Raw genomic sequence first — 24,163 nt, 5'->3', positions numbered from 1 at the left:
CTACTCCGACCCGAGGACCGGGACGCCGACTCCCGCAAGCAGTCGGCTCAACCTCTGCACCGGCAGCCCGACGACGTTGAAGTAGTCGCCACCGATCCCCTCGACCAGGACACTCCCGTGCTCCTGAATGCCGTACGCGCCTGCCTTGTCGAGCGGCTCACCCGTCGCAATATAGGCATCTATCGTGGCCTGAGACAACTCGCGGAAGCAGACCTCGGTTCGCACATAGTCCCTGACGATGCCGACGGTGTATCCACCCAACCGGCGTACGACGCAGACGCCGGTGTACACGTAGTGCGTCCGCCCCGAGAGTAAGTGGAGCATCCGCCGCGCATCGTCCCGATCAGCAGGCTTGCCCAACACCTCCTCATCCACCACCACGATCGTATCAGCCCCGATGACGACACCATCATCAAGCCGCAGAGCGATATTCTCCGCTTTGGCCGTAGCGGAACCGAGAACGTGCTGCTCGGGCGGCCAGAGCGGCACGCTCGTCTCATCGAAACCACTCGGAATGACGCGGAACGGCAACCCGATCAGGCGCATAAGCTCCTGTCGGCGAGGGGAAGCCGAGGCAAGAATCAGTTCCGGGATCACGGCCGGGGTCACGAGACTACGTCCACGGATGCGCCGCACTTGCCGCAACTGTCATTTTCCAGATTCGTACTGACGATGGAGTATCCCATACGAGCGATCACCGTATTGCCGCAACTCCGGCAGATCGTATCTTCAGCGCCCGGGATGTGCATATTGCCGACATAGACGTGCCGAAGCTCCGTGAGGGCCATCTTACGGGCCGCGATCAGCGTCTCAGGCGGGGTGGCGGCCGGTTCGCGCATCCTGTAGTCGGGGTGATACCTCGTGATATGAAGCGGAACTGCGGGGTCGAGGTCGGCGAGCCAGTCAACCAGCCGCTGAATCTGATCCGGACCATCGTTCAGGCCGGGAATCAGCAGATTCGTGATCTCGATATGCACGCCGACATCGCGGGCGATTTCAACCGTTCGCAGCACCGGCTCAAGCGGTCCCCTGCACACCGTGCGGTAGAAATCTTCGTCCATTGACTTCACATCTATGTTCATCGCGTCAACAAAGGGAAGCAGTTCCCTCAGCGGGCGCTCGTTGATCTCCCCGTTGGTGACGAGTACATTTAGCATACCTGCCTGTTGAACCAGAGGCGCAGTATCCATCAGGTACTCGTACCATATGAGAGGCTCGTTGTAGGTGTATGCGATCCCGAGGTTGCCCGGAACGGCAGACGCCATCTGGACCGCATCGTGAGGCGATAGAAACCGTGCCCCGGCGGAGGACTGAGATATCTGCCAGTTCTGGCAGAATCCGCACGACAGGTTGCAGCCGAGCGAGCCGAGCGAGAGAATCTGCTTGCCCGGGTGGAAGTGGAACAGAGGTTTCTTCTCGATGGGGTCAACGTGTATAGAGGAGCATGCGCCGTACGTCGTCAGGATGAGGCGCCCATCCACATTCATTCGCGCGCGGCAAACCCCGGATTTGCCTGGCGCGATAACGCACCCGTGGGGACAGAGCCCACAGCGGCCCAACTCACCTTCCATCTCGTAACAGCAGCATTCGGCCCTGGGATACTCGGCTGTCTCCGGTTCGTCTCTACTCATCTTCGGCCCACTGCATCGGATCGTTCAGACACGCCGGACCCGCGCGGCTATGCCAAGTCCCGGTCCGCAGGTTTAGCTTCCGCCATGCCGCACGACTTCGAATCGGTACAGCTGGACGGGTTCACCCTCGCGAATGCCCGCCTTGCGCGTGGCGATCATCACCTGATCCTCGACTGTGTCTACTCCCTCGAGATCGGGCAGCAGCAGTCCCCGCTTGAGTCCGCTCTCGACGATGACGCCATATTTCCTTGGATTCAGATCGTCCATGCTCTCGATCGCCTGAGGCACGGTGAGAACATCGACTGTATACTCGATGTCGGCAAGCTCCTCCTCGACGACCGGCTCAAACCGGGGATCGCGGGTGGCCGCGCCGATCGCGTTCTGGACGACCTCGGCGGCGAGGCTCTGATCAGTCGGCTCAATCGTACCGATGCACCCCCTGAGCTGGCCGTGTTTCTTCAAACAGACAAAGACGCCGGCTCGCTCCCGGAGTTCCTGAGGGAGAGGCTCCTGGGGCCGAATCGTGCGACGATTTCGTACGAGTTCCTCGACGGTCTCTCTGGCGAGGCTTACAAGAGAATCTTCCTCAGTTTCCTTGACCATGTCACCCCTCCGAGGGACTCTTCTTTCCGAACCTGTTCTCCGTCCCATGAATCAGGCGAACGATGTTCTCGCGATGCTTCACGGTCACATAGATCGCCACCACCGCCCCGAACACGCGATATTCGAGTGGAGAACCCGTCATCCACATGAGAACGGGCACGGCGATGCACGCAAGCACTGAAGCTACGGACACATAGCGCGTGACACAGAAGACAAGCCCCCAGAGTCCGAAAGCAACCAGTGCAATGACCGGCACCAATCCGACGCCGACCCCCAGACTGGTGGCAACTCCCTTCCCTCCCCTCAACTTGAGGAAGATCGAGAGGGTGTGCCCCAGAATAGCAGCCATCCCCGCTGCGACTCCCAGCCAGGCGGTCTCCGAAGCCAGATGCTTTGCCGCCAGAACCGGTATCAGGCCTTTTGCAACGTCAGCCAGGAAGACGACAATCCCTGGGCCGGGCCCAAGAGTGCGGTACACGTTAGTAGCGCCGATGTTCCCGCTACCGAACCGGCGGATATCCACTCCGCGCCAGGCCTTTCCGATGATGAGCCCGAAGGGTACGGCGCCAAGTAGATAGCTCAGAATCAGAAGCATGGTGTAGGACATAACGTTGTGTCTGCCGGGGCACCGAGCACGATTGCCAAGAACCCCTAGCCCCTACCCCTCTCTCCCTCGGCCTTGCGCGCAAAGATGCGGATCGGCGTGCCTTCGTACGGGTATGCCTTGCGAATCTGGTTCTCCAGGTAGCGTCGGTAGGAGAAATGGAGCATCTCCGGGTCGTTCACGAACAATATGATTGTAGGTGGTTTGACGGCCGGCATCGTGACGTAGTAGACCTTGAGTTGCCTGCCTTTGTGCGTATGCGGATGAGAATCCACGGCATCGTGAATGAGCCTGTTAACTTCGCCCGTCGAGAGACGCATGGTATGGCTCTGCGCCGCGAGGACCGCGGAATCGAGGGATTCACGGACTCCCATGCCCTCCGTTGCTGAGGCAAACACTATCGGCGCGTAGGGCATGAAGACCATCTCGTCCCGCAGCTTTGCGGCGAACTGTTTCATGCTGACCCCCCGACGCTTCGCAAGGTCCCACTTGTTGACGACGATGACCGCCGCCTTACCCGCCTCATGGGCGTATCCACCCACGCGCTTGTCGCCGTCGGTGATGCCCTCGTTCGCGTCAATAAGAAGCAGGACAACGTCCGCACGCTCGATCGCACGAACTGCACGGAGTACGCAGTAGTATTCGATGGAGCGCTGGACCTTTCCTGCACGCCTGATGCCAGCGGTATCAATGAGCACGACCGGTTGACCCTCGTGTTCGAACAGCGTGTCAACCACATCGCGCGTGGTGCCGGGAATGTCGCTGACGATGGCCCGCTCCTCCTGGAGGACGGCGTTAAGCATCGAGGACTTCCCGACATTCGGCCGGCCAATGATGGCGATCCGGATAGCTTCCTCCGGAATGCCTTCCGGCTCGGCTTCGGGCGGGAGATTCTCTATGACTTTGTCCAGCAGATCGGCGACGCCATGACCCTGAATGGACGATATCGGAAACACCTCGCCCAGACCCAGCGAATAGAACTCCGCCGCATCGCGCTCTTGCTTTTCGTTGTCAGCCTTGCTCGCCGCGAGCAGAACCGGTTTCCGCGATCTCCGAAGCAGATCGGCAACCTCGATATCGGCTGAGGTCATGCCTTCCCGCACGTCAGTCACGAAGACGATAACATCGGCTTCTTCCATGGCGATGTCGGCCTGCCTGCGAACCTGCGAGATGAGCGGATCCTCGTCACCCAGTATCATCCCACCGGTGTCAATGAGCACGAACTCGCGACCGTTCCACTCGGCTTCCGCGTACAGGCGGTCACGAGTAATACCAGGCGTGTCCTCCACGATGGCGATCCTCCTGCCAACAAGACGGTTGAACAGAGTTGACTTGCCCACGTTCGGACGGCCAACGATGGCTACTATCGAATCAGGCATTGATCTGCTCCCAGGCCGCGACCGGCGACGGTTTGACGGCCGTGACTCTCGCTCGGAGGGCGACCCGCACATCGTCGAGCGTCACTTCATCAAGAAAGCGCCCCTCATTGAGAGCGACGGATGGGATGAGGACCTCCTCGCCAGATTGGACGTCGCCCAGCGCACGGATCACGTCCGCACCCACCATCAGCCCGGCCACGGTGACGGTCTCCCCGAGAAAACCGTTCGATACCTCGCATACACGTGCTCTGACGCCCGGATGGCTGCTCATCCACTCGGCAAACTGCTCAAGCAGCGGCTCTGCCAGCGTACCCGTTACGAGCACGTAACTCCCTCGACGCGGCGAGGGAGTCTTCATTCGGCGCAGGCGGGACAGCTCGTCCAGGAATATCCGCGTCACACCGATCCCATCCTCGAGTTGCGGGAACCCTTCGTAAGCCGACGAGGACGGAAACCCCCTCTTAGAGATCAGGTGTAGTTCGTCCGACGCAAAGACCAACCTCGTGCCGTAGCGAGCCCTGAACTCTTGCTGCTTGCGCAGGCACAACGCCATCACCTCGCGGGCCACTTGTGCGTCTGCGGTCCGAAGCCGACGGAGGCTCTTCCTGTGTTTCGTCAGCCCCACCGGCACGATAGCTATTGACTCCGTTGCGGGGAACAGGCCCGCCAGGTCGTCAACCGTGCGCTCGAGGTGCGCTCCATCGTTCACGCCGGGGCAGAGCACGATCTGCGTGTGGAATCTGATCCTCGACGCGGCCAGCCGTCTGAGCTGCTCCATGATAAGCTCCGCCTTCGGATTCCCGAGCATACTCGCGCGAAGCTCGGGGTCGGTCGCGTGCACCGAGACGTACAGAGGGCTCATCTTCTGCGAGCAGATGCGGTCCATATCCTCGCCGGTCAGGTTTGTGAGGGTGAGGTAGTTACCCTGGGTAAACGAGAGCCGGAAGTCGTCGTCGCGGACGTAGAGCGTCGGCCGCAGGCCTTTCGGCATCTGTTGCAGGAAGCAGAATATGCAGGAGTTCTGGCACAAGCGCACACCGTCGAACAGATCTTCCTCGAACTCGATGCCGAGATGCTCGTAGGCGTCCTTCTCGATCGTTGACACGAAAGAGCGCCCCTCCCGCATACACTCGACGGTAACCTGCTCGTGTGCGGTCTCGAAGCGAAAGTCGAGGATGTCCAGAACCAGTTTGCCATTGACCGAGACAATGTCGTCACCAGACTTCAGGCCCGCCCTGTCCGCCGGACTGGCCGGTATGACGCTTGCTATCCTGGCGTTCATCCCCGACATGTCGGCCCCGTCTGACCCGTCGGCGGCATCAACCGCTGAGCTACTTCATTGATGATCCAGTCCGGCGTTGAGGCTCCGGCGGTAAGGCCTACTCTCGCGGCTCCCTGAAGCCAGGATTCATTGAGTTCTCCGGCGGTCTCGATGTGATGCGTCGGCACGCCGGTATCGGAACACATCTCCGCCAGCCGTCGAGTGTTCGCGCTGTTTCGGCCTCCGACCACGATGACCACATCGACCTCCCGCGCCATCTCGACGGCCGCCGTCTGGCGCTCTGAGGTCGCGTGGCAGATTGTGTTGAACGCCCGAACCTCTTCCGCTCGGCCGACGACCTCTCGTACTATCTCGACGTAAGCATCCAGCGTCTGCGTCGTCTGTGCTACAACTGCAACCTTGCCGCAGAGCCTCTTCGACCGCAGTTCCCGAGCACTCGATACCACCAGCGCGTCGTCGCCCGCGCTGCTCATTATCCCCCGCACTTCGGTATGGCCGGCATCTCCGAGGATCACGACTTGATATCCCTGATCGCGCAGTTCACGCGCCAGGTTCTGTACCTTGGACACAAACGGACATGTAACGTCAACAACCTCGAGGCCAAGTTCACGAGCCCGACTCATGACAGATTCCGGAACTCCGTGCGACGGCATGACAACCAGGCTGCCGCCGGGGACTTCCTCAACGCCAGAAACCACCTGCACGCCATCATGCGCCAAGCGCTCGACAACTTGAGGGTTATGAATCAACGGCCCGAGGGTATACATCCTCTTCCCCTCGATGCGCGCCGCCTCCATGACCGTGTCGAGTGCCCTGCGAACTCCGTAGCAGAACCCGGCTGATTTGGCGGTTATGAGTTGCATTGTGGGTCACACAGGACTCATGGAACCTACGCGGCGCATGAGTGCCGCCCAAGTGCGAAGTGCCGACCCCGCGTTCACGAGGCCGGCACCAGTTGTATATCGGGCGTGCGCGTGCGTTACGCGTCCTTGTTTCGTCTCAATCTTAGCAGGCCGTATTCGACGCTGTCAACCAGAGCGTTCCAACTGGCCTCGATGATATTGGCGGAGACCCCGACGGTGTTCCAAGATGTGGCGCCGTCGGTAGACTCCACGATCGCTCGCACGCCGGCCGCGGTACCGTCGGTCGCGTCCAGCACGCGAACCTTGAAGTCGGTCAGCTTGATGTGCGTCAGTTCCTCGGGATAGAACTTCTCCAGTGCCTTGCGAAGCGCGCTATCCAGGGCATGGACAGGACCATCGCCTTCGGCGACGGTCAGCAGTTCCTCTCCGTTTGCCATCACTCGAAGCGTTGCCTCCGTGATAGGCTGCGGGTCAGTGCCGCGCTGCTCAACGATGACCCGGAAGCTCTTCAGGTCGAAGAGTTTCTCGTAGGTGCCTACCGCCTTCTGAATGAGCAGTTCGAACGACGCCTCCGCACCCTCGAACGAGTAGCCCTTGTTCTCCAACTCCGTCACATGAGCCAGAACTTCGCGCGTTTCGGGCGACTGCTTCGTCAGATCAATACCATACTTCTCTGCTTTGTGCGCTATACTGCTGGCCCCGGCCAACTCCGACACTAGTATCCGACGCTCATTCCCCACGAGTTCGGGATGCATGTGCTCATAGGTATCCGGATTCTTCATCATGGCGTCCACGTGAACGCCTGCCTTGTGAGCAAAGGCGCTCCGGCCGACGAACGGCTGACGGTCGTTGGGGACGATGTTCGCGATTTCGTCAACATAGTGAGACAGGGCCGTCAGATCCTTCAGCGATACCTCGGGAAGGCAGCTGTACCTGAGTTTGATCTGTAGGTTGGATATTATCGAGATCAGATTCGCGTTCCCGCATCGTTCACCGTAGCCGTTGACCGTCCCCTGGACGTGAACCGCGCCGCTCTGGACCGCGATGATCGTATTCGCGACGGCCAAGTCCGAGTCATTGTGAGCATGCATCCCAACGGGAACTGTTACGGCATCCCTGACGGCCTTGAGGACCTCCATCACCTCGGAGGGCATCGCGCCGCCGTTGGTCTCGCAGAGCACCACACAATCAGCACCCGCGGTCGCGGCAGCCTTCAGAGTGTCAATCGCGTAGTTGGGGTTCGCCTTGTAGCCGTCGAAAAAATGCTCGGCGTCGTATATGACCTCTTTTCCCTCGTTTTTCAGAAACTGAACCGAGTCGTATATCATCTCGATATTGCGCTCGAGTTCGACTCGCAGCGCATCGGTGACATGGAGATCCCAGGACTTGCCGAATATCGTGACGACAGGCGTCTCAGACTGAACCAGCTTGATGAGGTTGCTGTCTTCCTCGGCGCGAACACGTGCTCGCCTAGTGCTTCCGAACGCCGCCAGCTTTGCGTTGACGAGGGGAACGCTCTTCATCCTCTCGAAGAACTCCTCGTGCTTGGGGTTCGAACCGGGCCATCCGCCCTCGATATAATCGAAACCCGCCTCATCGAGCCGCGTCGCTATCTTGATCATGTCGGCGACGGTGAACGAGACTCCCTCACCCTGAGACCCGTCGCGCAGCGTAGTGTCGTAAACCAGTATCTTCGGCACTGTGTCCTCCATCCTCAATGATGGTGAGTCTACCGGCAGAGGCCCTCTGACCGGGCTCTCTGTCTGGCATAGGCGATCAGTCCGCCGGACGCGATAAGGTTCTGCATGAAATCCGGAAAGGGCTGTGCCTGGAAGGTCCGACCGGTCGCAACCTCGGTGATGGTACCTGATGCAGTATCCACCATGATCTCACTCCCCGCGTTGATCGCGTCGGCCGCGTCGGCACACTCCAGGATCGGAAGTCCGATGTTTATCGCGTTCCGGTAGAATATGCGCGCGAAGGTCCGAGCGATCACGCACGACACTCCGGCGGTCTTGATCGCCAACGGCGCATGCTCCCTTGATGACCCGCAGCCGAAGTTGTCGGCAGCCACAATCATGTCTCCAGGCCGGACCATCCTGACGAAGTCGGCGTCTATGTCCTCCATACAATGAGTCGCCAGTTCGTCCGGATCGGAGGTATTCAGATACCTAGCCGGGATAATAACGTCCGTATCAACATTGTCGCCGTATTTGAATGCGTTGCCCCTAAACATCATGTCAGTTGTTCCCCCTAGCGGCCTGCACTGAGGCGAAGCCACTACATGCCAAGTTCGCCCGGACCACCGATTCGTCCCAGGACCGCCGATGCCGCGGCGACTGCCGGACTCGAAAGGTAAACCTCGGACTTCGGGTGGCCCATCCGCCCGACGAAGTTCCTGTTGGTCGTCGCTATAGCACGCTCGCCTTCCGCCAGACAGCCCATGTGTCCGCCAAGACACGGCCCGCAAGTCGGCGTGCTTACTGCGGCCCCGGCCTCGACGAAGATGTCGAACAGCCCCTCGTGCATCGCCCGAGTCCATATCTCCTGCGTCGCCGGGAACAGGATCAACCGCACGTTCGGATGCACTTTGCGGCCCTTCAGTACTTCCGCCGCGATGCGCAGATCCTCGATGCGACCGTTGGTGCACGAGCCAATCACCGATTGGTCTATAGGAATGTCGCCGACTTCACTTACAGGCCTCGCATTCTCCGGGAGATGGGGGAAAGAGACCTGCGGTTCCAGCTTCGAGCAGTCAATCTCGACAACTTGCTTGTATTTCGCGTCGGGATCGCTCGCGTAGCATTTGAACTCCCGCTTGGCCCGCTGGTTTACGTAGGCCAGAGTGAGCTCATCCGGGGCGATGATCCCGTTCTTGCCTCCCGCCTCAATCGCCATGTTGCACATAGTGAAGCGATCGGCCATCGGCAGTTCGTCAACGACCTCTCCGGCAAACTCCATCGAGCAGTACAGCGCACCATCTACCCCGATCTTGCCGATCGTGTAGAGAATCAGGTCCTTGCCGCCGACCCACCTGTTCAGCCCCCCGTAGTAGACGAACTTGATCGTCTCCGGAACCTTGAACCAGCACTCGCCGAGCGCCATCGCGGACGCGACGTCGGTGCTACCGACGCCGGTCGAGAAAGCCCCGATCGCGCCGTAGGTACAAGTGTGAGAATCAGCGCCGATGACCGCGTTGCCGGGAAGAACCAATCCCTCGTCCGGCAGCAGCGTATGCTCGATCCCAACGCGTCCGATCTCGAAGAAGTTGGTGATGCCGTACTTCGTCGCAAAATCGCGCATGACCTTTACCTGCTCCGCGGACTTGATATCCTTCGCGGGGGTCGAGTGGTCCGGCACGAGCGCGATTTTCTCCCTATCGAAGACGCAGTCAACACCGATCTCACCAAACTCACGGATCGCGATCGGAGCGGTGATATCGTTCGCTAGCACGAGGTCCAGCTTCGCTGTGATGAGCTCGCCGGGTTCCACCCCTGTCTTGTCACAGTGAGCCGCGAGTATCTTCTGGGTTATCGTCTGGCCCATGGTCGGCACCCTTCCTTTTCGCGTGGTAGTAAACCAGTTTGTTGATCGCCTGTATGTAGGCCTTCGCGCTGGCCTCGACGATGTCGAGGCTGGCGCCTCTGCCAGTGTACATGTTCCTACCGTCGCCCAGTTTGACAGTCACCTCACCGAGAGCATCCGTGCCGCCGGTGACCGATTTCACAATGTAGTCCACGAGTTGGTGCGGCACATTGATGATCTTGTCTATGGTCTTGTAGACCGCATCCACCGAACCCACTCCGGTCGCGCAGTCCATAAGTTCGCCGTCCTGCGTCAGCACCTTTATGGTGGCTGTCGGGACGCCCTCAAGACTGGTCATGACAGTCATATACTGGAGCTGATAGGTCTCCGGCATAGAGTAGACCTCATCGGCTACTATCGCCTCCAGGTCCTCGTCGAAGATCTCCTTCTTCTTGTCCGCGACTTCCTTGAACCTTGCGAACGCCTTCTCGAGGTCCTTCGGGTTGAGATGGTAGCCCAGCGATTTCAGCCGTTCCTCGAACGCATGCTTACCTGAGCGCCTGCCCAAAACCAGGCCGCTACCCGTCCAACCGACGCTTGCCGGATCCATGATCTCGTAAGTGGTTCGCTCCTTCAGCACGCCATCCTGATGGATACCGGCCTCATGGGCAAAGGCGTTCCTGCCGACGACAGCTTTGTTGACCTGCACAGCGAACCCTGTTACGTCGGAGACCAGACGACTGGCGCGGCATATCTCTCGAGTATTGATGCCCGTCGTGCAGCCGAACAGGTCCGGTCGGGTGTTCAGGGCCATGACGACTTCCTCCATAGCGGCGTTGCCTGCGCGCTCGCCGATACCATTGACGGTACACTCCACCTGACCAGCGCCAGCCTGAACTGCGGCCAGCGAGTTCGCAACCGCCAGACCCAAGTCGTTGTGGCAGTGAACGCTGATCAGGGCCTTCCGGATATTCGGGACGCGCTGGAACACGGAGGAGATCATCGTGCCGAACTCCGACGGTATCGCATACCCCACGGTATCCGGGATGTTCACCGTGGTCGCACCTGCGTCAATCACCGCCTCAACGACCTGGCAGAGGTAGTCAAGGCCCGTGCGCGCCGCGTCTTCGGTCGAGAACTCGACCAGTTCGCAGTACCCTTTCGCACGCTTCACGGCTCTAATAGCCATGTCCAGCACTTCCTCACGCGACTTCTTCAGTTTCTTCTCGACGTGCACGTCTGATGTTGCGATGAAAGTGTGTATTATCGGCTTCTTCGCGGCCTTGACCGCCTCCCAGGAAGCATCAATATCCTGGTCGCGACAGCGACTCAGGCTGGCAATCGCCGGACCCTTGATAGTCTCTGCGATTGCCCTCACGGCCTCGAAATCGCCGGGGGATGAAGCAGCAAAGCCCGCCTCGATGACGTCCACCTTCAGGCGCGCGAGCTGCCGGGCCACCTCCAGCTTCTGTTCCATGTTCATACTGGCGCCGGCCGACTGCTCTCCGTCGCGCAGCGTCGTGTCGAAGATCCTGATTCGCCTTGCCACTTGGCATCCCCCTTTCCCCGGTCATTAGTACTCGCGGTCGTCACTCTGTACGAGAGAGACAAGCACGAGGATAGGACTCGATTCCCCTACTTCTTCAGGTAGGGCATCATCTCGCGGAGCTGGGCGCCGACTGCCTCGATCATGTGCTCCTTCGCGTCTCTGCGCGCCGCGTTGAAGACCGGGCGGTTGGCCTGGTTCTCGAGAATCCATTCCTTTGCGAACTCGCCACTCTGTATCTCCCTGAGGATTTCCCACATCTCGTCCTTGGTCTCCTCATTCACGACACGCGGACCGCGGGAGTAATCGCCGTACTCAGCGGTATTGCTGATCGAATACCTCATGTAGCTCATGCCACCCTCGTACATGAGGTCAACGATGAGCTTTAGCTCATGCAGGCACTCGAAGTACGCGATCTCCGGCTGGTAACCGGCCTCGACCAGCGTCTCGAAACCCGCCTGAACGAGAGCGGTGCATCCACCGCAGAGGACCGCCTGCTCCCCGAAGAGATCGGTCTCGGTCTCTTCCTTGAAGGTGGTCTCAAGCACTCCGACCTTTGTGGCGCCGATTCCCTTTGCATAGGCGAGAGCAGTGTCCTTGGCCTTACCGCTCGCATCCTGCTGGATAGCGATCAGAGCAGGGACGCCGGCACCCTCTGTATAGACCCGCCGCACCAGATGGCCGGGACCCTTCGGTGCGACCATGATGACGTCAACATTCGCCGGGGGAACGATCTGCCCGAAGTGGATGTTGAAGCCGTGCGAGAACAGCAGCGTCTTGCCACCGGACAGGTTCGGCTCGACTTCGGCCCTGTAGACCCTCGGCTGAACCTCGTCCTCGGTAAGGATTTGAATGATGTCACCCTTCTCCGACGCCTCGGCCGCACTCATCGGCGTGAAGCCGTCCTTGATCGCTTGTTCCCAGTTCGCGGTGCCGGGAAGATCACTCACGACAACGTTCACGCCGCTGTCTCTCAAGTTCTGAGCCTGGGCATGCCCCTGGCTACCGTAGCCGATGATGGCTACCGTCTTGCCCTTCAATGCATCCAGATTGGCATCCTTGTCGTAGTATGCCTTTGCCATTTCCAACCATCCTCCTGTTTTGTTTTCGAGAGCCGCTGGAACACAGAGTCACGGAGCTCGTCTCTTGTGTTTCCCTCACTGCCGTGCTTCCATGTTCATTCGCTACGGCGTTCGTGCCCCACGCATCATTGCTATGCGGCCAGTGCGAACCAACTCGCGAATGCCGTATCCTTCGAGCAGGTTCTCCATCGCGTCAACCTTGTCCACACTTCCGGTCACCTCGATCGTGAACGTCTTGTCGCTGATGTCAATGATCTTCGCACGAAAGATATCTACCATCTGCATGATCTCGGCGCGGTTCGTGCTCTCGGCGCTGACCTTGATCATCGCCAGTTCCCTCTGCACGATCGGAATATCCGTATAGTCAACTACTTTGATGACGTCAATCAGCTTGTGAAGCTGCTTCGTGATCTGTTCCAGTACCGTATCATCGCCGCCCACGACGATCGTCATACGGGAAACCGAGGGATCATCCGTAATACTCACCGCGAGCGATTCGATGTTGAATCCGCGCCGGGCGAACAGGCCGGAGACTCTAGCCAGCACACCGGGCTTATTCTCGACCAAAGCGGTAATCGTATGCTGCATTCTGAAACCTCCTGTCCCTCTACCTCGGGTCCTTCACCATCATCTCTTCGATGCTCTGCCCGGCCGGGATCATGGGGAAGACGTTTTCTTCCTGTACGACGCGGAAATCCATCAGCACGGGCCGTTCGGTGACGTCAAGAGCTCTGGCGATCGCAACGTCCACGTCTTCCTTCTTCTCGATGCGCATCCCGACGCCGCCGTATGCCTCCGCGAGCTTCACGAAGTCTGGCTGCCCGGACATATCGACTCCCGAGTAGCGACGGTCGTAGAAGAGTTCCTGCCATTGGCGGACCATTCCCAAAAAGCCATTGTTCAGGATGGCGACCTTGACCGCGATCTTGTTCTCGACGGCCGTCATCATCTCCTGAATGTTCATCTGAATGCTTCCGTCGCCGGCAATCACGAAGACCTCTCTTTCGGGACAGCCGAACTTCGCGCCGATACCGGCGGGCAGGCCGTAGCCCATCGTGCCCAGCCCGCCCGACGATAGAAACTGCCTGGGATACTTGCAGCGGTAGAACTGCGCAGCCCACATCTGGTTCTGACCGACTTCCGTTGCGACGATTGCCTCGCCGTTCGTCGCCTCCCAGATCCGCTCGATGACATACTGCGGATAGAGCCCGTCGTCGCCGTATTGAAGAGGATAGTCCTGCTTCCACTGCGTGATCCGCCTGTTCCATTCGGTCTCCCCGCGAGCCTCGACGTGCTTCAGAAGAGCATCCAACACGCACTTGCAGTCGCCGACGATCGGAATATCTACGTGTACCGTCTTACCTATCTCGACCGGGTCGATATCTATATGGATAACCTGGGCGCTCGTGGCAAAGCGGTCCAGCTTTCCGGTCACCCTGTCGTCGAAACGCGCGCCGACGGCAATCAGCAGATCGCAGTCGGCCACGGCATGGTTCGCGTAAGCTGTTCCATGCATCCCGAGCATACCGAGCGAGTGAGGGTGCGTCTCCGGGATCGCTCCCTTGCCAAGCAGGGTAGTCGTGACGAGAATGTGCGTTCTCTCGGAGAGTGCGAGTATCTCCGGCGCGGCGTTGGAAGATATCACTCCTCCCCCGACGTATAGAACCGGCCTCTCCGACGCCGCAATCGCCTTTGAAGCCTTGACGATCTGCCTTGGATGCCCGGTGGTGGTCGGTCTGTACGAAGGGATATCAGGATTCGTAACCGGCTTGTAGTCCAGTACGCCCGTCGAGATATCCATCGGTATGTCAATGAGCACAGGGCCGGGCCGGCCGCTTCGTGCAATATGAAACGCCTCGGCAACGACTCTCGGGATATCGGCGCTACTCTTCAGCAGATAGTTGTGCTTTGTGATGGGCATCGTGATGCCCGTGATATCCGCCTCCTGAAAGGCATCCTTGCCCAGAGCAGTCGTTCGGACCTGCCCGGTAATCGCGACCATCGGGACCGAGTCCATGTACGCCGTCGCCAGCCCGGTGACAAGATTCGTCGCGCCGGGTCCTGATGTGGCCATGCAAACGCCGACCTTGCCGGTGGCACGGGCATAGCCGTCAGCGGCGTGCGCTCCGCCTTGTTCGTGGCGTACCAACACGTGACGGAGACCCTGACAGTCAAAGAGACAGTCGTATATCGGCAGCATGACTCCGCCGGGATACCCGAATATGACGTCAACGCCTTCGTGCTTCAGCGATTCTATCAGTGCCTGCGCTCCGGTTACCTTCAAGCTGTTCCTCCAGACAAGAGTCAGACGAGCAGGACTGGGCTGAGTGCTCCAGTCCAGTCTACTTGACCACCGCACCGGTGCCCGCAGACGTAACATACCTGGCATACCTCGCCAGGTAGCCGTCCTTGACCTTCGGCTCGCGAGGCGTCCATGACCGGCGTCGCTCCTCGAGCACTTCATCAGAGAGCCGAACGTTCAACTGCTTGCCGGGTATGTCCAGGTCAATCGTGTCACCGTCGCGGATAAGAGCGATGTTCCCTCCCTCAGCTGCCTCCGGGGAGACGTGTCCGATCGAGCCGCCCCTCGTCGCGCCCGAGAACCGTCCGTCGGTAATCAACACCACGTCCTTGTCGAGACCCATTCCGACGACGGTCGCCGTCGGAGTCAGCATCTCCCGCATACCCGGACCGCCTCTGGGACCCTCGTAGCGGATGATGATGACCGATCCCTTCTCGATATCGTTTGCCCGCAACGCCGCCATAGCATCATCCTCGGAGTCAAAGACGCGCGCCTTACCGGAGAATTTCAGCACCTCCTCCGCCACGGCGGACTGCTTCACAACGCAGCCACCCTGCGCGAAGTTGCCGCGGAGGATCGCCAGACCACCCTGTGAGTGATATGGATCCTCGACTGATCGGATGACGTCCGACCGGCGGATAGCACGGCTGCCTACATTCTCCCTCACTGTAAGACCAGTCGCGGTTACTGCATCCGGGTTTTTCAGCATGCCGTGCTTCATGAGCTCATTCATGACCGCCGGCACGCCGCCGGCTTCGTCCAGGTCCTGGATGTGGTGCGGTCCGCCCGGGCTCAGGCTGCAGAGATGCGGCGTCTTTGCACTCACCTCATTGAACTTGTCGAGGTTCAAATCGATGCCCGCCTCATACGCAATCGCGGGTACGTGGAGAACCGTGTTCGTCGAGCAGCCGAGAGCCATGTCAACGGCGAGCGCGTTCTCGAATGCGTCGGGCGTCATGATATCTCGCGGCTTGATGCCCTTCTCGACCAAACCCATAACGGCCATGCCGGCTTTCTTCGCCAGCCTGACCCGAGCGGCACTGACAGCGGGAATCGTGCCGTTGCCAGGCAGGCCCATTCCGAGCGCTTCCGTCAGGCAGTTCATAGAGTTCGCCGTAAACATGCCCGCGCACGAACCGCACCCGGGACAGGCAGCTTCCTCCATTTCCTCCAGATCGGCTTCGCTCATCCTGCCGGCGATGACTGAGCCGATCCCCTCGAACATCTGAGTGAGCGAGATATCCCTGCCGCGAAACCGCCCCGCCATCATCGGACCGCCGCTGACAACTATGGTCGGTATGTTCAGCCTGGCCGCAGCCATCAACATGCCTGGGATGATCTTGTCGCAGTTGGTGACCAGCACCAGTGCATCGAACGCATGGGACTTAGCCATGACCTCTATGGAATCCGCAATCAGCTCTCTAGAGGCAAGCGAGTACTTCATGCCCTCATGGCCCATCGCGATACCGTCACAGACGCCGATGGCGCCAAACTCGATGGGAGTACCGCCGGCCATCCGAACACCGGTCTTAGCGGCCTCAGTGATCAGGCCCAGTTGTATATGGCCGGGAATAATCTCGTTCCTGGAGTTGCAGATACCTATCAGCGGCCGTTCCAACTCCTCGCTGGTGTAGCCCATCGCCTTGAACAGCGACCTGTGCGGCGCGCGCTCCACACCCTTCTTGACAACATCGCTTCTCATCGAGAACCTCCGTCAACGCTCCACTTACGACAAAGCCTCTCATCCCCTAGGGACGAGAGGCCATTCCTCACGCGGTACCACCCTAGTGAACCGATGCGTCCAGGCCGCTTCGATCCACTCTCAGGCGGGATAACGGCCGCCGACCGGGAAGGCCTAATGATCCCAACGACGCCGGGACGTTCAGTCTCCTGCTCCAAGGTGAGATTCAGCGAAACTCCGCTCTGCCTCGCACCGACCGGCAGATCTCTGAAACGGCCGCATTCCGCCTACTAGCCTCTTCACAGCGTGTGCATGCCAGAATGTTTGGTATGATACCACGCATTATCTCGCGGAGTCAAGGCATTTGGGCACCGATCCGCCAGTTTGTGGAAAAAAGTCGCAACTGACCGAGCCCGTTGCCTTCGGACGGGGCTTCTGATAGACTGCAGGAGAAGGGCCGCAGATAGCGAGTTCGTGACGGAGGTAAGGAGAGATGCTGGTCGCAATCATCCTGCTGGTTTCCATGTGCGCTCCCTGCGCGGCCGGGAGCTTCACGCCGCCGGTCTTGCTCGTGCGCAGAGCGCCGGCACCCGGTCCGGAGTTCCACCGCCTGACATCAGATGGCCGAACAGCAAGGGAACTGCCATGGACGCTGGACAAACAGGCACCATCCGTGTCGGGCCTCACCAACCTGCGCTACAAGGGACTGGCGACGGCACGGACCGATATCGCGCTGACCTATGACGACCAATGCCTCTACGTCCGTTTCGACTGCGCGGACGATCTCGATCCGGTAGCCGCACAGAGCGACCACGACGGTCCAGTTTGGCGCGACGACTCCGTAGAGATCTTCCTCGACCCCAGACTCAATGGCAGGTCCGTCTTCCATCTGATCACCAACTCCAGGCTGGCCAAGTATGAGGAGCAGGGCAGGCCCGGCAATCCGACCTCGTGGGACGGACCGTGGGAGGTCAGCCCTCGGCAGGTTGATGACGGGTGGAGCGTCATCGCCGTCATACCTTTCCGATCTCTGGGCGTACCGGCACCCAAACCCGGTGACACCTGGGGCGCGAACCTCGGGCGGAACGACCGTCCCCAGGGCGAGATGAGTTCATGGTCGCCGGCGCTCGGGCAATTTGCTGAGCCGGAGTGGTTCGGTCGGATCGTATTCGCGGGTTCGCAGGCACCGATAATCACCGTCTCACCACCAGATATCGGCGCACCGGGCAGATATGCGGTTACGACGCGAATATCGAATGCCGCAGGGGAGTCTCTCCCGATCCGTGCCGAGGTGCTGGTAGACGGCAGGCCGCTGCATCAGCCGAAGCCGTTGACGTTCACAGCTCGTGAAGGCGATAGCGAGTGGAGGTTCGACGTTGACTACCGCATCGAAGGCAGGCACAAGCTCAGCCTGCAATATGCCGATCACCAGGGAGCGTTGCTGACGCGTACCCCACCGCTCGCGGTAGACGTTGCGCCCCATCTCACCCGATTGAGCAGGCTTACGGAGATCGTCCGGGGGCTGCCAGAGACCCACCGAGACGATGCGAGGCCACTGCTCATGCGTCTCGCCCTCCTCCGGGCCGCAGCCAGGAAGGTTGGTGCAGACCGACAGAGATGGGCCGAGTTCGGGACGAGACTGAGCGCGATGGAGCCTGAGATCACACTGGCACGCCTCACCTGCGCCGACAAACACGGCTCAGGGTATGCGATCGGCACTGAGACGGCGCTTCGCAAGCTGCTCAGGCACGAGTTCTTCGACGGAGAAATCGGCCAGCCGTTGCGGATGTCCGCCGCGAGGAACGAGTTCGAGAGCGCGCAACTGATCGTCATGCCTTACCTCGCCGACCTGAAGCAGGTCGTGTTGTCCGTGTCCCCGCTGGCGGGTCCGAAAGGAGCGGTGATCCCGGCCGACCGGGTGACTCTCGACCTCGTTGAGTACGTCCGGACTTGCGAGCCGAAGTACGATGTGGACTACGTGGGTCTGTGGCCCGATCCCCTCATGCCGATGAGGCCGTTCGATGTGCCGAAGAACGGGATTCAGCCCGTATGGGTGACAGTTCACCCGTCCGACCAGACGACAGCCGGTGTCTACACCGGCACGATCACCGTCAGACCCGCCAATGCGCCGGAGTTCCGCGTACCGATCGAAGTCAGAGTCTGGGACTTCTCGCTGCCCGTACAGCCCCGACTCAAGACGGCGTTCGCCCTCTTCGAGCACGAGATCGGGGCATGGTACGGCTGCATGACCGACGAGATCAAGCGCAACTACTACGCCTTCATGCTTGATCACCGGCTGAATGTGGTGAACATCTACTCCAACGCTCCTCTGCCGCGCAAGGACGACATGCCCTTCTGCGTGGAGCGCGGCCAGAACTTCCTGACGCTGGCATACACGCACAACAAGGACCAGGAGGACCGCGATGAGCTTGCCGCGACGATCCGCGAATACGAGACCTTCCTGAAGTCGAACGGCTGGTGGAATATGGCCTCGATCTATGGCTTCGACGAGGTCAAGCCGGACAAGTTCGGCGAGCTTCGAGACATGTACGGCTGGGTCAAGAAGGAGTTCCCGGACCTTCCGAGGATGTGCACCGTCGCGCCGACCGACGAGTTGAAGGGATCGGTTGACATCTGGGTGCCGCTGACCTCGAACTACATCGAGAATGACGCGCGGGAGTTCGAGAAGGCGGGCGACAAGGTCTGGTGGTACGTCTGCTGTGTCCCGCCTCATCCCTATCCGAACTTCTTCATCGACTACCCGGCCATTGACCAGCGCATCGTATTCTGGATGAACTGGAAATACCGTATCCCCGGATTCCTGTACTACGCGGTGAACCTGTGGGAGGTGAACCGGAAGTCCCGAGAACGCTGGCCGGAGGTGGAGTGGAACACTCTCTCCTTCGACGAGTACAACGGCGACGGGCAGCTCATCTATCCGGGGCCGGACGGGAAGCCAGTCAGCTCGATAAGGCTCGAGTGCATCAGGGACGGCATCGAGGACTATGAGTACTTTGCGATTCTTCAGGATCGTGTCGCAGAGGCCGGCCCGTACGCAGACAGGAGCACCCTGGATAGCGCGAGGGAACTCCTGCTCATAGACGACGATATCGTGGGTTCTCCGAGCGATTATACTCTCGATCCGCGGCCAATTCTCGACGCGCGTACGCACGCGGCCGAGCTGATCGAGAGGCTGGCCAGATAGGCTCTCATAGACTGGAATCGGAGACTGCTTGGGGCGTGGTCAGTGCTTCTGCCTGCCCTTGGGCTGTTTCTTGTGCTTTTTCGGCTTAGCGTACTGACCGGGCGGCTCGTTCAGCGTCTCGGTGATGATCGAGCCGCCCTTCCTTCCGTTCTGCCCTGCTCGTCTTTGATGCGACATCGGTTCACCTCCTTAGACGAAGGTCCGTCCAGCATATACCCCGCATTAGGACCGGCAAAACAGGCAGGAGCGATACCGGCTGCATCTTGCCATGGATGCTGTGCAAACGGGGGTCCGTGATGAGTCACTGCTCTACCGGTCCCGCACCATCATCCGAGGAAAAGCGGCCTGACAGGTATTGCCAATCCGCTGAGCAAACACCTATAATCAACGGGTTGCACTGCGCAGCCGCACATCTGACTGGAGGAGCCAAGCATCATGAATGACATACCTAGACCCGAACACCCCAGACCCGACTTCGAGCGGTCCGCCTGGCAGAACCTTAACGGCGAGTGGCAGTTCGCCATCGACGACTCGAGATCCGGCATCGAGAAGGGCTGGAGCACCGGCGTCGAGTTCCCGCAGCGGATCATCGTTCCGTTCTGCCCGGAGAGCAAACTATCCGGCGTCGCCCACACCGACTTCATGAACGCGGTGTGGTATCGCCGGTTCTTCTCTCTGGACGATCCGCTGCGCGGCAAGAGGCTGCTCATCCACTTCGGCGCGGTTGACTACGATGCCCGCGTTTGGGTCAACGGCCAGGAGGTCGCGCGGCATAGGGGCGGCTACACTCCGTTCTCCGCCGACATCACCGATGCGCTCAAGGACGGCGAGAACGAACTGGTCGTCTATGCTGAGGATGACGTCCGCTCCAACTTCCAGCCGTCAGGAAAGCAGTCGCACCAGCTCAACTCCTACGGCTGTATGTACACCCGCACGACCGGCATCTGGCAGACCGTCTGGCTGGAGGCGGTGTCGAACACCTATGCCTCTACTATAACCGTCTGGCCGGATGCGGCGAACGGTCGAGTAACGATCGAAGTCGGAGTAGACAGACCGATCGCCGGTGTCGGACTAGAGGTCCTGGTGCTCTCAGAGGGCAAGGAGATCGCGGTCGGGAGAGTCAAGCAGGCCGGCGCTCAGAACACAGTCACGCTCGATATCCGGGAACCCGTGCTCTGGCAGCCGCTCCAGCCGTTCCTGTACGACCTCCGCATCCGCCTGCTCGACGGTGAGGCGCTTGTTGACGAGGCCACGTCGTACTTCGGGCTGCGCGACGTTCGCATCGAGGGCGACCGAGTGCTGATCAACGGGAAGTCTGTATTCCAGCGGCTGATCCTCGATCAAAGCTTCTGGCCGCAGTCTATCTATACCGCGCCGACCGACGCCGAGTTGAAGGCCGACATCGAGCGGAGCATCGCCTACGGGTACAACGGGGCTCGCATGCACCAGAAGGTCTTCGAGCCGCGCTACCTCTACTGGGCGGACAAGCTCGGCTACATCGTGTGGGGCGAGTTCCCCGACTGGGGGTGCTCGGTCAAGCACCATGCTCAGTCGAGAGAGAACTTCCTTCGCGAGTGGATGGAGTCGGTCCTCCGCGACCGTAACCATCCCTCGATTATCACGTGGATGCCGCTCAACGAGGCGCACTCCAGCGGCGACAGGTATGCACCGGTTTTCTTCCAAGAGTTATACACTCTGACCCGCACGATCGATCCGTCTCGCCCGTGCATAGATGCAAGCGGTTACACCCATGTCGTGACCGACATCTGGGAGGTCCACGACTACGATCAGGACCCGAAGACCTTTGGCGAGCGCTACGCCCCGTTCGGCGAGAATCCGAACGACGAGACGGTGTCCAAGAATGACCGCGACCACGAGCCGAAGTACCAGGGACAGCCTTACATGGTCAGCGAGTACGGCGGCATCTGGTGGAATCCCGGCCAAACCGACGGCAAGGCATGGGGCTACGGCGGACGCCCGGCGAGCGAGCAGGAGTTCATCGAGCGGTACGTCGGCCTAGCGAAGGCGCTGCTAGACAACCCACACGTGGCGGGGCTCTGTTACACGCAGCTCACCGACGTCGAGCAGGAGGTCAACGGGCTTTACACTTACGACCGCAAGCCGAAGTTCCCCCCGGAGGTGCTTCGCCCTGCGCTCGACCGCAAGGCGGCCATCGAGGACTGAGTCAGTACGGCGGCGGCCAGGTCACGAGTCCAGGGCCACGAGGAGAAGCTGCTGGCCCACGGGCACGACCTGGTGCGGGTGAGCGATTCGCCCGAGGAGTGCCCGCTCTGCCGACCCTGGGAGCGGCGGGTGCTCTCGTTGACTGGCGCGACACCGGGCTACCCGACGAAGGCCGAGGCGATCGCGGCGGGGCTCTACCACGCGAACTGCACTCATCGTCACTACCTGTACATCCCGGGCGTGTCGAGGGACCGAGTACCGCAGTCGAACCCGGTGGGCTACGAGCAGCGGCAGGACCAGCGCAAGATCGAGCGGGACATCCGGCGATGGAAGCGGCGATCGGCGGTAGCCGGCAACGATTCGGATCGGGCGGTCGCTGATCGGAAGGTCAGGTTCTACCAGGCTCGGATGCGCGGGTTCATCAAGGACACCGGGCGGCTGAGGCAGAGGGATAGGGAGCAGCTCAGGTTACCGGTCACCAAGAAGATCAACCTGAGATCGGAGACCCCGCAGGTAGTGGCGTGGCCGCGCGATATGCGGTCGTTGTACCAAGGGAAGCCTGGGCAGGGAGATGCGGCTCCGCTGCCGGTGGTGTATCCGGTTCACCGGATGGAACACATAACGGTGGACAATCCGCACCGCATAGAGTGGGTCGAGGCGAATACCAAGGTGATCCGGGACGCGATCGAACGCCCGGAGATCGTCTATTCGGAACTGGAGTTCCACCGGAAGACGAGGCACTATCGCCAAGTCTGTGCAAGCAGACTGGTGGTGCCGAACGGCAAGCACACTCACGTGATTACCGTGCTCAGTCTCGGGCAACCGGGCAAGGAAGATGTACACGATCTGTGGACAGTGTTCACGTGCAAGGACAGTTACCTGTACGAGAATAGCGGTGGGGTTGCGAAGCTGAAGTCGAAGTATCGAAGGGTGGCCCCGTAGCCCGACGCAACCTCGGGATCTCGCTGGTTTCCCAGGCGTAAGGAGCGGAAGTTCTTACCCCAGGGCCAAGAGTATTATACCACAGGGCGGAGGGTTGTCAACCCTGTTTTTGAGACGGCACGATGGCATCGAGCCTTCCCGGCTGGTACGGGAGGGCTTTTTGTATGGCCTGGTGAGCGCGGAATTCTCATCAGATGATACAGCCGACGGGCTCTAAGCGGGAGGTTTGGGACATGGTATTCAGGTCTGACGAATGGCGGGCCTTCTTCGACGCGGAGGACGGCGGGGGCAAGGGCTCCGGCGGTTCATCCGGCGGAGGCGGCGGTAGCAGCAACCAGAACGCCACTGGGGGCGGGGGGAACGACGCCGGCAAGAACGCCGATGGCGGCGGGGGCAACCAGAACGCTGACGGGGGCGGCAACACCCGGACGATCACGTTGACGCAGGACGAGTTGGACCGGATGATCCAGGACAGGCTGGACCGGTACGACAGGTCGCAGAAGCAGAAGCGTGAGAAGCAGGGCAAGCGGGAGAACATGTCGGACGACGAGAAGGCGGCACACGATCTCGATCACGAGCGCACGATCAGCGCGGCGGCTTATGTTGACGCATGGGGGAAGCATACGCTCGACGGGCTGACATCCCCCTACTGATCAACGACTACTTCCTCTTTCGACGGTCCCTTCTTCAAGTCGCCAAGGTCGTGCTCAAGGCGCCGGATGCGGTCGAGCATGCACTCGAACGCCTGAGTGACGGGATCCGGCAGGTCGTGCTGCTCGAGGTCAATCTCGCGGACCACCTTCTTGCCGTCACGATGCGTCACGCGGCCGGGGACGCCGACGACGACCGAGTTGGGCGGCACCTCGTGGACGACTACAGAACCCGCGCCGATCCTGCTGTTGTCGCCTACCTTGAAGGGACCGAGAATCTTCGCTCCCGCACCGATGACGACGTTGTCGCCGATAGTCGGGTGGCGCTTCTCTTTGCGCCAACTCGTGCCACCAAGGGTGACGCCGTGGTAAAGTGTGACATTCTCGCCGATCTCAGCGGTCTCGCCGATGACGACGCCCATGCCGTGATCAATGAAGAAGCCGGCGCCGATGACAGCACCGGGGTGTATCTCTATGCCAGTCCATGAGCGCCCTGCCTGTGATACCATCCGCGCCAAGAGTCTCACGTTGCGCTTCCAGAGCCAGTGCGCCATCCGATGGAAGAAAAGCACATGAAATCCGGGGTAGCAGGTGAGAACCTCAATCGTACCTCGGCACGCCGGGTCACGCTCTTTGATTGCCTGTATGTCCCGTCTCAATCGGCCGAACATATGCGCACGCACC

At 60.3% G+C, this 24,163-nt stretch carries 21 protein-coding genes and 1 other annotated feature; of the genes, 4 read left to right on the top strand and 17 right to left on the bottom strand.

Annotation, left to right across the window (positions count from 1 at the left end; translation table 11 throughout):
* The 15 genes from maf to ilvD form a co-directional block, all read right to left on the bottom strand.
* Entirely contained in the window at window positions 1-609 is a 609-nt protein-coding gene (gene maf / locus KBC96_02455) for a septum formation inhibitor Maf (GenBank protein ID MBP6963247.1), read from the bottom strand.
* Window positions 606-1,631: an AmmeMemoRadiSam system radical SAM enzyme gene (gene amrS, locus KBC96_02450; GenBank protein MBP6963246.1), complete on the bottom strand. Its 1,026-nt coding sequence runs from the start codon at window positions 1,629-1,631 to the stop codon at window positions 606-608. The genes maf and amrS overlap by 4 nt, the downstream gene beginning before the upstream one ends.
* 72 nt (window positions 1,632-1,703) lie before the next feature.
* Window positions 1,704-2,234 carry an AmmeMemoRadiSam system protein A gene (gene amrA / locus KBC96_02445; protein MBP6963245.1) on the bottom strand — a complete coding sequence of 177 codons (531 nt, stop codon included), beginning with the start codon at window positions 2,232-2,234 and terminating at the stop codon, window positions 1,704-1,706.
* Between the two features lies 1 nt (window position 2,235).
* Entirely contained in the window at window positions 2,236-2,841 is a 606-nt protein-coding gene (gene plsY / locus KBC96_02440; GenBank protein MBP6963244.1) for a glycerol-3-phosphate 1-O-acyltransferase PlsY, read from the bottom strand.
* A gap of 44 nt (window positions 2,842-2,885) precedes the next feature.
* Window positions 2,886-4,217: a ribosome biogenesis GTPase Der gene (gene der / locus KBC96_02435; GenBank protein ID MBP6963243.1), complete on the bottom strand. Its 1,332-nt coding sequence runs from the start codon at window positions 4,215-4,217 to the stop codon at window positions 2,886-2,888.
* Entirely contained in the window at window positions 4,210-5,508 is a 1,299-nt protein-coding gene (locus KBC96_02430; GenBank protein ID MBP6963242.1) for a DUF512 domain-containing protein, read from the bottom strand. Before KBC96_02430 ends, der begins: the two co-directional genes overlap by 8 nt.
* A complete protein-coding gene (gene ispH / locus KBC96_02425; GenBank protein MBP6963241.1) occupies window positions 5,496-6,362 on the bottom strand; it encodes a 4-hydroxy-3-methylbut-2-enyl diphosphate reductase in 867 nt (288 codons plus the stop codon). The genes KBC96_02430 and ispH overlap by 13 nt, the downstream gene beginning before the upstream one ends.
* 116 nt (window positions 6,363-6,478) lie before the next feature.
* On the bottom strand, window positions 6,479-8,074 hold the full coding sequence (gene cimA, locus KBC96_02420) for a citramalate synthase (protein ID MBP6963240.1): 1,596 nt from the start codon (window positions 8,072-8,074) through the stop codon (window positions 6,479-6,481).
* Between the two features lie 17 nt (window positions 8,075-8,091).
* The gene (gene leuD, locus KBC96_02415; GenBank protein MBP6963239.1) at window positions 8,092-8,601 is read right to left on the bottom strand and encodes a 3-isopropylmalate dehydratase small subunit; all 510 of its coding nucleotides are present in this window, start codon (window positions 8,599-8,601) and stop codon (window positions 8,092-8,094) included.
* A gap of 41 nt (window positions 8,602-8,642) precedes the next feature.
* Window positions 8,643-9,908 carry a 3-isopropylmalate dehydratase large subunit gene (gene leuC / locus KBC96_02410; GenBank protein ID MBP6963238.1) on the bottom strand — a complete coding sequence of 422 codons (1,266 nt, stop codon included), beginning with the start codon at window positions 9,906-9,908 and terminating at the stop codon, window positions 8,643-8,645.
* Window positions 9,865-11,436 (bottom strand): 2-isopropylmalate synthase, encoded by a 1,572-nt coding sequence (locus tag KBC96_02405; GenBank protein MBP6963237.1) that lies wholly within the window; start codon window positions 11,434-11,436, stop codon window positions 9,865-9,867. The genes leuC and KBC96_02405 overlap by 44 nt, the downstream gene beginning before the upstream one ends.
* 86 nt (window positions 11,437-11,522) lie before the next feature.
* A complete protein-coding gene (gene ilvC / locus KBC96_02400; GenBank protein ID MBP6963236.1) occupies window positions 11,523-12,515 on the bottom strand; it encodes a ketol-acid reductoisomerase in 993 nt (330 codons plus the stop codon).
* Window positions 12,516-12,617: 102 nt separating this feature from the next.
* Window positions 12,618-13,103, bottom strand: a complete 486-nt coding sequence (ilvN, locus tag KBC96_02395; GenBank protein MBP6963235.1) for an acetolactate synthase small subunit — start codon at window positions 13,101-13,103, stop codon at window positions 12,618-12,620.
* A gap of 19 nt (window positions 13,104-13,122) precedes the next feature.
* Window positions 13,123-14,895 carry a biosynthetic-type acetolactate synthase large subunit gene (gene ilvB, locus KBC96_02390; GenBank protein MBP6963234.1) on the bottom strand — a complete coding sequence of 591 codons (1,773 nt, stop codon included), beginning with the start codon at window positions 14,893-14,895 and terminating at the stop codon, window positions 13,123-13,125.
* On the bottom strand, window positions 14,858-16,519 hold the full coding sequence (ilvD, locus tag KBC96_02385; protein MBP6963233.1) for a dihydroxy-acid dehydratase: 1,662 nt from the start codon (window positions 16,517-16,519) through the stop codon (window positions 14,858-14,860). Before ilvD ends, ilvB begins: the two co-directional genes overlap by 38 nt.
* A 45-nt stretch (window positions 16,520-16,564) precedes the next feature.
* Window positions 16,565-16,810 (bottom strand) — a binding site (T-box leader).
* Between the two features lie 181 nt (window positions 16,811-16,991).
* Between ilvD and KBC96_02380 the strand changes: the two genes are divergently transcribed.
* Window positions 16,992-19,703: a DUF4091 domain-containing protein gene (locus KBC96_02380; protein MBP6963232.1), complete on the top strand. Its 2,712-nt coding sequence runs from the start codon at window positions 16,992-16,994 to the stop codon at window positions 19,701-19,703.
* Between the two features lie 39 nt (window positions 19,704-19,742).
* Here the strand turns inward: KBC96_02380 and KBC96_02375 are convergent, their stop codons facing one another.
* On the bottom strand, window positions 19,743-19,880 hold the full coding sequence (locus KBC96_02375; GenBank protein MBP6963231.1) for a hypothetical protein: 138 nt from the start codon (window positions 19,878-19,880) through the stop codon (window positions 19,743-19,745).
* Between the two features lie 258 nt (window positions 19,881-20,138).
* On the opposite strand from KBC96_02375, the gene KBC96_02370 reads away from it, so the two are divergent.
* The 3 genes from KBC96_02370 (at window position 20,139) to KBC96_02360 (ending at window position 23,482) form a co-directional block, all read left to right on the top strand.
* The gene (locus KBC96_02370) at window positions 20,139-21,887 is read left to right on the top strand and encodes a beta-galactosidase (protein ID MBP6963230.1); all 1,749 of its coding nucleotides are present in this window, start codon (window positions 20,139-20,141) and stop codon (window positions 21,885-21,887) included.
* 48 nt (window positions 21,888-21,935) lie between these two features.
* On the top strand, window positions 21,936-22,829 hold the full coding sequence (locus KBC96_02365) for a hypothetical protein (GenBank protein MBP6963229.1): 894 nt from the start codon (window positions 21,936-21,938) through the stop codon (window positions 22,827-22,829).
* 233 nt (window positions 22,830-23,062) lie between these two features.
* On the top strand, window positions 23,063-23,482 hold the full coding sequence (locus tag KBC96_02360) for a hypothetical protein (protein ID MBP6963228.1): 420 nt from the start codon (window positions 23,063-23,065) through the stop codon (window positions 23,480-23,482).
* Here KBC96_02360 and cysE read toward each other — a convergent pair.
* The gene (gene cysE / locus KBC96_02355) at window positions 23,476-24,150 is read right to left on the bottom strand and encodes a serine O-acetyltransferase (protein MBP6963227.1); all 675 of its coding nucleotides are present in this window, start codon (window positions 24,148-24,150) and stop codon (window positions 23,476-23,478) included. The genes KBC96_02360 and cysE overlap by 7 nt on opposite strands.
* Between the last annotated feature and the right edge of the window lie 13 nt (window positions 24,151-24,163).

It is taken from the genome of Armatimonadota bacterium, from assembly GCA_017993055.1.
GTDB lineage: Bacteria > Armatimonadota > UBA5829 > DTJY01 > DTJY01 > JAGONM01.
The sequence above is the reverse complement of the archived record's forward strand: the minus strand, read 5'-3'. Positions and strand labels throughout refer to the sequence as shown.